Below are 13,030 nucleotides of genomic sequence, written 5' to 3'. Positions count from 1 at the left end.
AATGAATAATCAGGAGAATAACAGATGAAAACACCTACACTTGGAAATCCGCAGAATACCATTGAGGTTCTGCAAAAATATAATTTTAATTTTCAGAAAAAATTCGGACAGAACTTTCTGATCGATGAGCATGTGCTGGATAAGATCATTCGTGCAGCCGAGATCACAAAGGATGATTACGTATTGGAGATCGGTCCCGGAATCGGGACGATGACACAGTACCTTGCCTGTGCGGCAAGAGAAGTAACTGCAGTTGAGATCGACCGTGCGCTGATTCCAATTCTGGAAGACACGCTGAAAGAATACGACAACGTATCGATCATCAATGAAGATATCCTGAAGGTGGATATTGCAGCACTTGCAAAGGAGAAAAACGGAGGACGGCCGATCAAGGTGGTTGCGAATCTTCCATATTATATAACGACACCGATCATCATGGGCTTATTTGAAAGTCATGTGCCGCTAGAGAGTATTACGGTTATGGTTCAGAAAGAAGTGGCTGACCGTATGCAGGTAGGACCGGGAACAAAGGATTATGGTGCACTTTCACTTGCTGTACAGTATTATGCTGAACCGTATATTGTTGCAAATGTACCACCGAACTGTTTTATGCCGCGTCCGGCAGTCGGCTCAGCAGTAATCCGCCTGACAAGACATCAGAAACCTCCGGTAGAGGTTATGGATGAAAAGCTGATGTTTCGCCTTATACGGGCATCCTTTAATCAGAGAAGGAAAACTTTGGCAAATGGCCTTAAGAATTCAGGAGAGCTGAATCTTTCGAAGGAAGTCATCACTGCTGCGATAGAGAAACTCGGAAAAGGAAGCAGTGTCCGAGGAGAAGCACTGGATCTGGAAGAATTTGCCAGACTGACTAATATTATAAAGGAGGAAATGGAGCATGAGGTATGAAATCAAGGGTGATACCCTTCCTGTAGTGATCTGCTATCTGGAAGCCGGCGAGCGGATGATCACAGAGCGGGGATCCATGGCATGGATGTCTCCGAATATGAAGATGGAGACTTCGACAAATGGAGGATTTGGAAAAGCATTTGGAAGAATGTTTTCTGGAGAAGCGATGTTCCAGAACATTTATACCGCACAGGGAGGGAATGGACTGATCGCATTTGCATCCAGCTTTCCAGGTTCGATCAAGGCATTTGAAATCGGACCGGGGCAGGAATATATTTTTCAGAAAAAAGCATTTCTGGCAGGTGAGCCGGGAGTAAATCTATCTGTTCATTTTCACAAGAAAGTGGCTTCAGGACTGTTTGGAGGAGAAGGATTTGTTCTGCAGAAGGTATCCGGAAATGGAATTGTATTTGCAGAATTCGATGGACATGTGGTAGAATACGAATTACAACCGGGTCAGCAGATCGTGATTGATTCCGGTTATCTGGCAGCGATGAGTGTAACATGCCAGATGGATATCCAGACCGTGCCGGGACTTAAGAATATTGTCTTTGGCGGAGAAGGATTATTTAATACGGTTATTACAGGACCGGGACATGTATGGCTTCAGACAATGCCGATCAGCAGTGTGGCAGATTCACTGAGACCATATTTTCCAACAAGTAGTAAGTAGTTTATAAATAAGAAGAAGGGACGGGGGACGATGCTAAAAGTGCGTGTTTCCGTCCCTCATTCATACTTTCTGCAGTATTTTGCAGAGCGTTTAACAGAAAGGAGCAGGTGTATGACAAATTCAGTGAACAGTGCGAAAGATCTGGATAGTATTCTGTTTGATATTTCGCCAAAAATCAAGGAGCTTGCCGGATTATGTGAAGCGAATACCGGGATCGACAAAGAACTTTTTGTAAAGTATGATGTAAAAAGAGGTCTCCGTGATTTGAACGGAAAAGGAGTTCTTGCCGGACTTACCAACATTTCCGATGTATGTGCCAAAAAGATTGTGAACGGCGAAGAAGTTCCGTGTGCCGGTAATTTGTATTATCGAGGCTATAACATCAAGGATCTGGTTCGTGGATTTCTGGATGCGGATCATTTTGGATATGAAGAAATTGCATATTTACTTCTTTTTGGTGAACTTCCGACGGCTGCACAGCTGGATGGGTTTCATGAGACACTGACGGAGAGAAGGACACTTCCGCCGAATTTTGTGCGAGATGTTATTATGAAGGCACCGAGCCGTGATATGATGAATAATATTTCAAGGGCGATTCTGAATCTGTATTCTTATGATGAAAAAGCTGATGATACCTCGATCCCGAATGTTCTCAGACAGTGCCTGAACCTGATCAGTGAATTTCCGATGCTGATGGTCTACGGATATCATGCATACAATTATCGTCAGGGCCAGGATATGTACATCTATGCACCGGATCCGCAGAAGTCCACTGCGGAAAATATTCTGATGATGCTTCGTGAAGACCGACAGTATACGGATCTGGAAGCAAGGATCCTGGATATGGCACTTGTGCTGCATATGGATCACGGTGGTGGAAATAACTCTACATTTACCACCCACGTTGTTACCTCGTCAGGAACAGACACTTATTCTACAATTTCTGCGGCAATGGCATCGTTAAAAGGACCAAAGCACGGCGGTGCGAATATCAAAGTGACGCAGATGTTTGCTGATATGAAAGAAGAGGTCAAAGACTGGGAAGATGACGATGAGGTAAGAGCATATCTGGAAGGTCTGCTTGCAAAGGAGAGGTTTGATAAAAAAGGTTTGATCTACGGAATGGGTCATGCGATTTATTCAGTATCTGATCCACGTGCTGAGATTTTCAAGAAGTTTGTGGCTCAGCTTGCACATGAGAAAGGATACGATAAAGAATACGCACTTTATGAGAAAGTGGAACATATGGCACCGGAAATCATTGCCGGAAAAAGGAAGATGTATAAAGGTGTAAATGCAAATGTCGATTTTTACAGCGGACTGGTTTACCATATGCTTGGAATTCCGGAGCAGCTTTATACGCCGATCTTTGCCGCAGCGCGAATCGTTGGATGGAGTGCACATCGTCTGGAAGAGCTGATCAATGTGGATAAGATTATTCGTCCGGCATATATGCCGCTGGCAGAGTATCGAGAATATAAAAATTTAAATGACCGGTAGTGTTGACAAACTGCCATGTAGTATGTAAAATGAAAAAGCAATTGATATATCCAAATGACATATCAGATATTTCAAAGAGATATTTCTCTAATTGTACGATATTGTGTAAACTAGACATCAGGAAAAAAGACTTGCGGAGGGTTAACCTATTATGGTACAGAAGAATATACGTTTTATGACTACAGGACAATTGATGACTTTTTGTAATGTCTGCCAGAAGATGAATGCAGATATTACGGTAAAGGATGTGACAGGACGTTTCGAGATCGATGCCAAATCGATCATGGGACTGATGACGATAAGAATGGGAGAGAAGATGCACCTTCTGATCGAAGGCGAAGAGGAGCATCTGGCCGACAGTTATTTTGAAAAATTTGACTGTACACCGGTTACGATTCCGTTCAGTTAAAGGCGGCACTGGATATGCCGGAGATATACGGAACAAGGAGCAGGAAGATGGAAGTTACCTATGATTATTACCGCATTTTCTATTATGCGGCAAAGTATAAAAGTTTTTCACAGGCGGCGACAATCCTGATGAGTAATCAGCCGAACGTAACAAGGGCAATCCACAATCTGGAAAGTCAGCTTGGATGCAGACTATTTATCCGATCTAACCGGGGGGCAGAGCTTACACCGGAGGGAGAACGGCTTTATTCACATGTTGCAATTGCATACGAGCATCTGCATGCAGCAGAACTAGAGCTTGAAAATGAAAAGAAACTGGAACAGGGAACCGTAACGATCGGGGTAAGTGAGATTGCATTGCATTTGCTTCTGCTTCCGGTGCTGGGAGAGTTCAGAAGAAAGTATCCTAAAATCAGACTTCGCATTTCGAGTTATACAGCACCACAGGCGATACAGACGGTTCGGAACGGACTTTCAGATTTTGCGGTAGCATCTACACCGGCAGAGGTGAAAAAGCCTTTAAAGGCAACTCCGCTTCTTTCATTTAAAGAAATCCTGGTTGCGAATGTGGCGTACAAAGATATATTTAAAGAACCGGTAAGTTTGAAAAATCTGGTGGAGTATCCATTTATCTGCCTGGGGAAAAACACGTCAACCTATGATTTTTATACCAGATTTTTTCTGGAGCATGGAATTGCAATGATGGCAGATACCGAAGCAGCAACCATCGATCAGATTCTGCCGATGGTAAGACAGAATCTGGGAATCGGGTTTATTCCGGAACCGCTTGCACAGGAAGTGATCGAGCAGGGCATTGTCATTCAGGTTCCCCTATTGGAAGAACCACCGGTAAGAGAAATCTGTTTTGTGGAAGATAAGAGCAGCCCTCACAGCATGGCGGCAAACGTATTGAAAGAGATGCTGTTTCAGGCTGGAGAGAAAGAGTAAATTTTATAAGAAAGAATTATTTTGACCGGAACCAGGTGATCATCAGATCAACCATCCGGTCATAACTTTTTACCCCGTCACTTTGGCCATTTGCTTTCAGATAGTGGTCATTGATCTGACCGGATACTTCGGCGACCTTGCTGTCATATCGGTTCCAGAAGCTGCTGTTAGCCGAAAGATCTGCCTTTACATTGTCAGAAAGCCTGCTGTAGACTTCCTCAAAGGTGTCGTAGTCGGTTTCGTAAAGTTCATTGGTTGCGTAGATCCAGCCAAGAAGATAGCCGCTGTAGTTGAAGGCGGTATCGTCGGTACTTACACAGGCGAGAAAACCGATAAAATTTGCTTCTTCCTCCTGCATAAATCCACGCAGATGTGAAAGCTCGTGACAGATGGTAAATGGAAGATTGTAGGAAACCATTGCGGAGTTATAGTTTGCCTCAATGGTAAATGGTGAATAGATCCCGGAAAGATTCTGTACAGAGAGAAAAGCCGGAAATAAAAGCCCTTTTGGCTGTGGATAGTATCCGGAAAGTTCAGGGTAGGTAACACCGAGGGAGGACATGGCAGTTCGTGCACGACCCTGCAGATCCTTACCCATATCAGCCAGACCGTCAGAATCCCGGTCTACAGAGTCAGAAAGTGTATTTAACTGATCAGTCAGTTCGTTGCATAAAGAGGTCAGTTCAGCCAGAGTATACTGACCGGATTCCAGGTGATATTTTTCTGCAAATGAAGTATGCCCGTAGTTGATTCCGCAGAAAAAAGTATAAATGGTAAACAGACATCCACAGAGAAGCAAGAGTGAGGAACCGTAGCCGAGCCAGGCAGGGTTCTTTTTTTGTGCATACATTTTGTAAATGGAGATGACCAGCATCCGGATCAAGGAAAGAAACAGAAGAATGACAAAAATATACAATCCAATTTCAGAAACAGAAAATGGGAAAATTCCGAAAAAGCGTCCGATGGACGAAACGAAAAGTGGGTAAATGGTGGAAGAATACCAATCCGCGAATGCAGAGCTTTTGTGGCTGGTGAAAAGAACAAGGAAACTTATGGCAAATAAAAGAATTGAAAAAATAAGTTTATGTAAAGTATGGCGTTTCATAATAAATCCTTTCCGGTAATTGAGGATAAAAAGTATGATGTACCAGAGGGACATTCGTGCAAGGTCGTAAAAGATTTGGGTTCATTTGATGATGAATGGCCGTGACTGACGTTCTGTGCAGGTAGATATCCGGGCACATGGTATTGCATTTACAAATAAAATATGGGACGGAGGATAACCTTCGTCCCAGAATAATATTCTGTAAAAATCAAAGTGCGGCAATCGGGCATGCCCGATTGCGCTCACTTTATGAGGGGGGAGATAGTTGTTTCCCAACTATCCATTCATTACTATACGATAAAAATATGTCAAAAGTGTTAAGAAATTATAAAATCTGATTAAAAACAAAAAAATAATAGGCTTATAGAATATTTAAAGAAATATTCACAACGCAAGAACCTCTCCATAATGGAGAGGTTCCTGGTGTTTTTATTGTTATCTAAAAGGAATGAGAGTAAAGTGCAGCAATCAGAATTCTGACTGTTTCTACTTTATGAGGGGGAGATAGTTGCTTTATCAACTATCTGATTATTAGTGTACAGATAATTTGTGACAGAAATATGTTCAAACTCTAAAAAAAATCGAAAAAATATGAAGAAGAAATAAACAAACCAGGAAAAAATAAAAAGGGTGGGTAGTTAAATTAATTGTCATTAGTGTCAGGTAGGTGTCTGCTGGTGTGGTGGAAGGTGAAGTAGAAAACAATTCCTTTGGTGATAGAGGTAATTGTAAGTGCCCACCATACACCATTCAGACCAAGGCTGGTTTGGGTGAGGATCATGGCGAGTGGGATTCTGGCACTGGTGAGGACAATGCTGATGATACTGCAAAGCTTTGTCATACCAAGACCGGAAAGTGCGCCGATGGTCATAAGCTCAATGGTCATAAAGGTTTCGCTGAATCCGATGATGATCAGATAGTTGATCGCAATCGCCAGAACATCTTTTTCGTGGAAGAAAAGGGAAGCAATCGGTCCTGGCAGGAATACGAAAGCACCGGTTACAATGAGTCCCCATACAGCGAGAATTTTAAATGAAATATTATATCCTTTCCGGATACGGTCTGGTTTCTTTGCACCGTAGTTCTGACCAACGAAAGCATTTAACGCAGCAGCAAAGCCGTCTGCAGTGTTCCATGAAACAGATTCAATCTGTCCGCCGACTCGTTGTGTGGCAATGGCACCTGCCCCGAATACAGAAACCATTCGTGTGAGAACCATGGAAATCATACAGTAAATACTGCTCTGTACTGCTGTCGGAAATCCAATTTTAAAAATACTGATGTAGTATTTTGCAGGGAAACGCGACAGCACATGCATATTTTGCAGAATATTTGGTTTCAGATCAGAGCGCATAATCCGAATCAGCATGACGATCAGAACCAGTATCTGCGAGGTCACGGTAGCAACTGCAGCGCCAACAACCTCAAGCCTTGGAAATGGTCCAAATCCGAGGATCAGAATCGGATCCAGGATCATATTACCAACCAGTCCAAGAAGATTTGCCATAAGCGGTGTCTTGGAATCTCCCTGTGCAGTAGAAAGTCCGGTCAGAGTCAGATTTAAAAATGAAAACAGAATCAGTCCGCAGGTGATCAGTGTATATAATTTCGCAGCGGTATAAGTCTCTGCGTCTCCGAGGTTAAAAAAGCCGAGCAGCGGATGAATAAACACGATACATACTGCGGCAAATAAAATTCCCAGTAAAAATGTAAGCCGCAGAGCGGAAGCGGCATATCCCCTTGCCTGTTCATAGTCACCGCGTCCGCAGGCCTGTGCGACATTGACTTGTCCGCCCATTCGCGGAAGTGCCACGAGCCCTTGTGAGAGCCAGACGTACATTCCCCCAACGCCCACCCCGGCAACGGCTTTGGAACCCAGCATGCCGATCCACGCCATGTCCGTAATATTGTAGGCTGTCCCCAGCAGCGAGGAAGCCATGATCGGAAGTGCCAGCTCTGCCAGCGTCTTTAGAATCGGCCCGGAAGTCAGGTCGATTGTTTTTGTTTTACTCATTTTCTCAAATCCTTACCTGTAAAAATAATAAAATCCACCAGTGCTGCAAAGATGTCAGTATGGCGTACTATGATAAGGATAACTTATGGGGAGGGGAAAGTCAATCTGAAGAATTCGCGAAAAAAACATATTTACAGACAAGCTGATGTGGGTGATTAAGTGAGAGGAATTTGTGTAATTTTTATGGACTGAGAAGTTGTAGAAAATTGATATTAGAATATGTTATACTAAAGAAAAGTAATCAGAAATTACTCTTCAATATACTTGTAGAAAAAAGTAATAGGAGATAGTGCGATATGGAAAGCTGGAAAAATGTGACAAATACTTTTTCGGAAAAAAGAAGACATTATAGGAATACGTATTTAGAAATATGTGAGGTTTATGATGAAGCTGTGGAAGTAAGTGTATTTTCATCAGAAAGTCAACCATATGAGATCTATGTATCGTATGGAAGAATGTATGGAGTCATTTATAGTAATGCGGAAGATGCATATGCTAAATTAGAGGAAATAAAAAAAGTTTTGGAGAAAGAATACAAAGAAAATAAAGAACCTACGGATGAATTTATTGAAGCTTTTGCTGAAAAATATCAATTGGAATTGCCACAGGACATAATTTTTGATACATCCGCATTATTTGATTTGTTTTAATTGATAGAGTTGTGGCAAAGTATGTACCCGCCAAAATACGAAGGAGAAATTATGAGCGGAGACACTTTGGATGAGATTATTATGAATTTACAAAAAGAATGTTCTCAAACATGGAGAGTCAATTACAACAGCGATATGAAGTAGTTGATTGTGATGATGACGGGGAGTATGATTTCCTGTGATACAAGAGCGCTGCCACATCATCTGAGAAAAGTCTGAGAGTGCAAAAAATGCAGACATACATCAAAATCCTCTTGCATAGATTGTAAAAAACAATTTATGCAGGGGTTTTTTTATGAAAGATTACATTGAGGAAAGGGCAGTAGAAATTGCATATTATATCATCGAACATAAAGCCACTGTGCGCCAGACTGCGAAAGAGTTTGGGGTTAGTAAGAGTACGATACATAAAGATGTAACAGAGCGCCTTTTCCAGATCAACCCATCTCTTGCAGGTGAGGCGCGAAAGGTTCTGGATCTGAACAAATCGGAACGGCACATCCGGGGCGGACTTGCTACCAGAGAAAAGTACCTGCATCAGCACGCATAAAAAATCCTTTTCTTTGCAAAAAGATGGTGTATTACATTTTTACAGTATATAATAGAAAAAACGGGGATATACAAAAGAGAAGGGACAGGAAAAGAGAAGAATGGGGAAAACGAAACAAAAACAGGATCGAAGTCATTATCTGTTTTCCAATCGGGAACTGGCAAATCTGATCGGACCTTTGGTAATCGAGCAGTTATTGGCAGTTCTTGTTGGGATGGCAGATTCTATTATGGTTGCAAATGTTGGAGAAGCAGCTGTGTCGGGCGTGTCGCTGGTTGACAATATTATGATTCTGATCATCAATATTTTTGCAGCACTGGCGACTGGTGGAGCAGTTGTTGCCGGACAGTATCTTGGCAGGAAAGATGAAAAATCAGCATGTAAAGCGGCAACACAGCTGGTATGGTTTGTGAGTCTTAGTGCGGTTGTGATCATGATACTGGTTTACTTTGGAAAAGATATAATTCTGAATCAGGTATTTGGTCACATTACAGCGGAAGTAAAAGGACATGCAGATATTTATCTGCTAATTGTAACGGCTTCGATTCCATTTATCGCGTTATATAATGGTGGGGCAGCAATTTTCCGTGCGATGGGGAATTCGCAGGTATCCATGCGGGTATCGCTTTTGATGAATGCGATCAATGTAACCGGAAATGCAATTCTTGTGTTCGGATTACGGATCGGAACGGCAGGTGTTGCAATACCGACACTGATTTCCAGAATGGTTGCCGCGATAGTGATAACAGTGTTGCTCTGCAATCAGACACGTATCTTGCATATTGAGCGGACACTGAAATTCCGGTTTGATGGAAGAATGATACGGAAAATACTTGCAATTGGGGTTCCGAATGGTTTGGAAAACAGTATGTTTCAGCTGGGCAAAATTTTAGTGCTGAGTCTGGTTTCAACCTTCGGTACTTATGCAATTGCGGCAAATGCAGTTTCCAATGCGATTGCACTGTTCCAGATTCTTCCTGGAATGGCGATCTCGCTGGCAATTACGACAGTTATTTCCCAGTGTGTCGGCGCAAATGACTATGAACAGGTACATTACTATCTGAAAAAACTGCTTGTGATCATTTATGTGGCAATGGCGGGAACGGTAGCACTTATTTTCCTTGCACTGCCATTGATTTTGAAAGCATACAATTTGTCAGACCAGACAGCAGCGGCAGCAACAAATATTATTCATTTCCATGGGATAAGTGCAATGATTATCTGGCCACTTTCATTTGCCCTTCCAGCAGCGTATCGTGCGGCAGGAGATGCAAAAGCCTGTATGTATACATCGATTGTGTCGATGTGGATTTTCCGGATCGGATTCAGTTATCTGGTAGGAAAATATATGGGACTGGGAGTATTTGGCGTGTGGGTTGCAATGGTGATCGACTGGGTAGTACGTGCAATCTGTTTTGTTATCCGGTACTTTAATGGAAAGTGGAAACATGGGGCAATTGTGTAAATACAGAAGAAAGTTGTCATTTGTAAGATGGTTAGAAAGATGATGTCTGAATATGAGTTTTAATTGCAGACCAGAGTTCAAACTTTGGTTGGGACGATAGAAAATGCTTGTAAAACATCCAGAGCTCTACTATAATAAAATATAAAAGCAACAAATAGAAAAAGCGGTCTGAAAGGATCGTATTTTACAGGAGGAAAACCTTGAAGAACGAATTAGTGATTGTACTTGACTTTGGTGGACAGTATAACCAGCTTGTCGCAAGACGTGTCAGGGAATGTAATGTATATTGCGAAATTTATTCTTATAAGATTGATATCGAAAAGATTAAAGCAATGAACCCGAAGGGAATTATCCTGACAGGAGGACCGAATAGCTGTTATGAACCGGATTCACCGACTTATTCTGAAGAACTCTTTAAGCTCGGCATTCCGGTACTTGGTCTTTGTTATGGCGCACAGCTTATGTCTCACGTACTTGGCGGAAAAGTTGAAAAAGCTGACGTCAGAGAATATGGTAAGACAGAAGTCATCATCGACAAGAAAGATTCCAAAGTATTTGAAAATGTATCTGCAACAACAACCTGCTGGATGAGCCATTTTGATTATATTTCGCAGGTGGCACCGGGATTTGAGATTACTGCACACACAGCAGACTGTCCGGTAGCAGCAGCAGAAAATGCAGCAGAAAAGCTTTATGCAATCCAGTTCCATCCGGAAGTGCTTCATACACCGGAAGGAACCAAGATGATCAATAACTTTGTAAAGAATGTCTGTGGATGTGTCGGCGAATGGAAGATGGATGCATTTGTTGAAAATACCATCCAGGAAATCCGTGAAAAAGTTGGGGACGGAAGAGTACTTCTTGCGCTTTCAGGCGGAGTTGATTCTTCTGTGGCAGCAGGACTTCTTTCCAGAGCAATCGGCAAACAGCTTACCTGCGTATTTGTAGATCACGGTCTTCTTCGTAAGAATGAAGGCGATGAAGTTGAGGCAGTATTTGGACAGAATGGTCAGTTTGACCTGAACTTTATCCGTGTCAATGCACAGGAAAGATACTACAACAAGCTTGCCGGAGTTACAGAACCGGAAGCAAAGCGTAAAATTATCGGAGAAGAATTTATCCGTATTTTTGAAGAAGAAGCAAAGAAGATCGGTGCAGTGGAATTCCTTGCACAGGGAACCATTTACCCGGACGTTGTAGAAAGCGGACTTGGCGGAGAATCAGCAGTGATCAAGTCTCATCACAACGTAGGAGGACTTCCGGAGTATGTTGATTTCAAAGAAATCATTGAACCACTTCGTGATCTCTTCAAAGATGAAGTCCGCAAGGCAGGTCTTGAACTTGGACTTCCGGAGAAGCTTGTATTCCGTCAGCCATTCCCGGGACCGGGACTTGGAATCCGTATTATCGGAGAAGTAACGGCTGAAAAAGTACGGATCGTGCAGGATGCAGATGCAATTTACAGAGAAGAGATTGCAAACGCAGGACTTGACCGCAGCATTGGACAGTATTTTGCAGCCCTGACCAATATGAGAAGCGTTGGTGTTATGGGTGACGAGAGAACTTACGATTATGCAGTCGCGCTTCGTGCGGTTAATACGGTTGACTTTATGACTGCCGAGGCAGCAAAGATTCCGTATGAAGTACTTGATAAAGTAATGAGCAGAATTATCAATGAAGTTCGTGGGGTTAACAGAGTATTCTATGATCTGACGAGTAAACCGCCGGGAACTATTGAGTTCGAGTAGCTTGAAAAATCGCGGAAAAGCCCATAAATAAAGGCTTTGCGGGGTGTCGAAAAGACCAAATGGAGTGCAAATGGAGTTTAAAAATTATTTTTTTCTCTTGTTTATATTCCAGATTCACCTGCAAATTTCGTGAAATCGGTTATTCTCATAAAATAAAATTAGAGTAAATATGAAGAACAGTTTGTTTTGATTGAAGTGATTTTCGTCAAGGCAGACTGTTTTTTTGTTGCCTGCATTTAGAAAACAGATACCACAGAAAGGTTCTTTACTTTCGATGAGCTTAAACTCCATGACACAGTAATCACACTGATGGAGAATTAAAAAACAAGAAAATTTGATAAATTTCGGAAAATGATGTCCGATTTTGCATCTGCCAGTACAGAGTATATGAAGAGATAAATATTCAAAACACAGGAGGTACTGATTATGCAGAATAAATTATTTTTAAAGGCAGCCGATATATGTGAACTTCTGGAAGTAAAACAGACATCGGCTTATGAAATCATCGGAAATCTGAACAAGGAACTGGAAGAACAGGGCTACCTGACGCTTAGAGGAAAAGTTCCGACAAAGTATTTTGTGAAGCGTTTCTACGGAGTAGAAGATACTTGTGAGATTCCACAGGAAGAGGGAAAGGAATGGTTTCATGCGTAAGAGAAAAATGTATTTATCAGTGGAAGACATTGCAGAACTCTTTGGATTATCAGTTTCGTTTGCTTACCGGGTAGTGGAAAGAATGAATGCCGATCTGGCAAGCAAGAACTATTATGTGATTCTCGGTCGGGTGCCAACCCGCTATGTAGAGGACAAGATCTATGGTCTGGAACATGTTGAGCAGTATTTGAAGGAGGATAAAGCGGTATGAGTATGATGCAGGAAAAAATGTATATGGATGTGGATGATGTGTGTGCAATTCTTGGAGTTTCAAAAACTTATGCATATAGTCTGATGCGAGAATACAACAAAGAATTGAAGGCAAAAGGCTATATTGTAGTAGCTGGAAAAATCTCTACGAAATTCCTGGCAGAAAAGATTTATGGCATGAAAGTCGAGGATTAGC

14 protein-coding genes are annotated in these 13,030 nt (G+C 42.1%); 12 read left to right on the top strand and 2 right to left on the bottom strand.

Annotated features, from left to right (window positions below):
* The first annotated feature begins 24 nt into the window (after positions 1–24).
* The 5 genes from rsmA (at position 25) to ACYQ5K_RS09440 (ending at position 4,438) form a co-directional block, all read left to right on the top strand.
* Positions 25–909, top strand: a complete 885-nt coding sequence (rsmA, locus tag ACYQ5K_RS09460) for a 16S rRNA (adenine(1518)-N(6)/adenine(1519)-N(6))-dimethyltransferase RsmA (protein ID WP_118199149.1) — start codon at positions 25–27, stop codon at positions 907–909.
* A complete protein-coding gene (locus ACYQ5K_RS09455; protein WP_459777491.1) occupies positions 899–1,582 on the top strand; it encodes a TIGR00266 family protein in 684 nt (227 codons plus the stop codon). The genes rsmA and ACYQ5K_RS09455 overlap by 11 nt, the downstream gene beginning before the upstream one ends.
* A 111-nt stretch (positions 1,583–1,693) precedes the next feature.
* On the top strand, positions 1,694–3,082 hold the full coding sequence (locus tag ACYQ5K_RS09450; RefSeq protein WP_195231016.1) for a citrate/2-methylcitrate synthase: 1,389 nt from the start codon (positions 1,694–1,696) through the stop codon (positions 3,080–3,082).
* A 151-nt stretch (positions 3,083–3,233) separates the two neighbouring features.
* Positions 3,234–3,491: an HPr family phosphocarrier protein gene (locus tag ACYQ5K_RS09445; RefSeq protein ID WP_173688838.1), complete on the top strand. Its 258-nt coding sequence runs from the start codon at positions 3,234–3,236 to the stop codon at positions 3,489–3,491.
* Positions 3,492–3,538: 47 nt separating this feature from the next.
* Positions 3,539–4,438 carry a LysR family transcriptional regulator gene (locus ACYQ5K_RS09440; protein WP_195231017.1) on the top strand — a complete coding sequence of 300 codons (900 nt, stop codon included), beginning with the start codon at positions 3,539–3,541 and terminating at the stop codon, positions 4,436–4,438.
* Positions 4,439–4,454: 16 nt separating this feature from the next.
* Here the strand turns inward: ACYQ5K_RS09440 and ACYQ5K_RS09435 are convergent, their stop codons facing one another.
* Together ACYQ5K_RS09435 and ACYQ5K_RS09430 are read right to left on the bottom strand one after the other, a co-directional pair.
* Positions 4,455–5,543: a DUF3810 domain-containing protein gene (locus ACYQ5K_RS09435; protein ID WP_243259207.1), complete on the bottom strand. Its 1,089-nt coding sequence runs from the start codon at positions 5,541–5,543 to the stop codon at positions 4,455–4,457.
* 643 nt (positions 5,544–6,186) lie between these two features.
* Positions 6,187–7,557, bottom strand: a complete 1,371-nt coding sequence (locus ACYQ5K_RS09430) for an MATE family efflux transporter (RefSeq protein WP_173688840.1) — start codon at positions 7,555–7,557, stop codon at positions 6,187–6,189.
* Positions 7,558–7,853: 296 nt separating this feature from the next.
* On the opposite strand from ACYQ5K_RS09430, the gene ACYQ5K_RS09425 reads away from it, so the two are divergent.
* The 7 genes from ACYQ5K_RS09425 to ACYQ5K_RS09395 all read left to right on the top strand — a co-directional run bounded on the left by ACYQ5K_RS09425 (position 7,854) and on the right by ACYQ5K_RS09395 (position 13,029).
* A complete protein-coding gene (locus ACYQ5K_RS09425) occupies positions 7,854–8,207 on the top strand; it encodes a hypothetical protein (protein WP_173689524.1) in 354 nt (117 codons plus the stop codon).
* A 295-nt stretch (positions 8,208–8,502) separates the two neighbouring features.
* Positions 8,503–8,757, top strand: a complete 255-nt coding sequence (gene spoIIID / locus ACYQ5K_RS09420; RefSeq protein ID WP_173689523.1) for a sporulation transcriptional regulator SpoIIID — start codon at positions 8,503–8,505, stop codon at positions 8,755–8,757.
* A 100-nt stretch (positions 8,758–8,857) separates the two neighbouring features.
* On the top strand, positions 8,858–10,222 hold the full coding sequence (locus ACYQ5K_RS09415) for an MATE family efflux transporter (RefSeq protein ID WP_173689522.1): 1,365 nt from the start codon (positions 8,858–8,860) through the stop codon (positions 10,220–10,222).
* 200 nt (positions 10,223–10,422) lie between these two features.
* Positions 10,423–11,970, top strand: a complete 1,548-nt coding sequence (gene guaA, locus ACYQ5K_RS09410) for a glutamine-hydrolyzing GMP synthase (RefSeq protein WP_173689521.1) — start codon at positions 10,423–10,425, stop codon at positions 11,968–11,970.
* A gap of 426 nt (positions 11,971–12,396) precedes the next feature.
* Positions 12,397–12,624: a hypothetical protein gene (locus ACYQ5K_RS09405; RefSeq protein ID WP_008705329.1), complete on the top strand. Its 228-nt coding sequence runs from the start codon at positions 12,397–12,399 to the stop codon at positions 12,622–12,624.
* Complete coding sequence (locus tag ACYQ5K_RS09400) at positions 12,617–12,835, top strand: hypothetical protein (protein ID WP_008393122.1); 219 nt, start codon at positions 12,617–12,619, stop codon at positions 12,833–12,835. The genes ACYQ5K_RS09405 and ACYQ5K_RS09400 overlap by 8 nt, the downstream gene beginning before the upstream one ends.
* Positions 12,832–13,029: a MerR family transcriptional regulator gene (locus tag ACYQ5K_RS09395; RefSeq protein ID WP_024853999.1), complete on the top strand. Its 198-nt coding sequence runs from the start codon at positions 12,832–12,834 to the stop codon at positions 13,027–13,029. The genes ACYQ5K_RS09400 and ACYQ5K_RS09395 overlap by 4 nt, the downstream gene beginning before the upstream one ends.
* Position 13,030 lies beyond the last annotated feature (1 nt).

The sequence above is a fragment of the Allocoprococcus similis genome (genome assembly GCF_054660775.1).
This window is presented reverse-complemented; position numbering and strand designations above follow the sequence as displayed.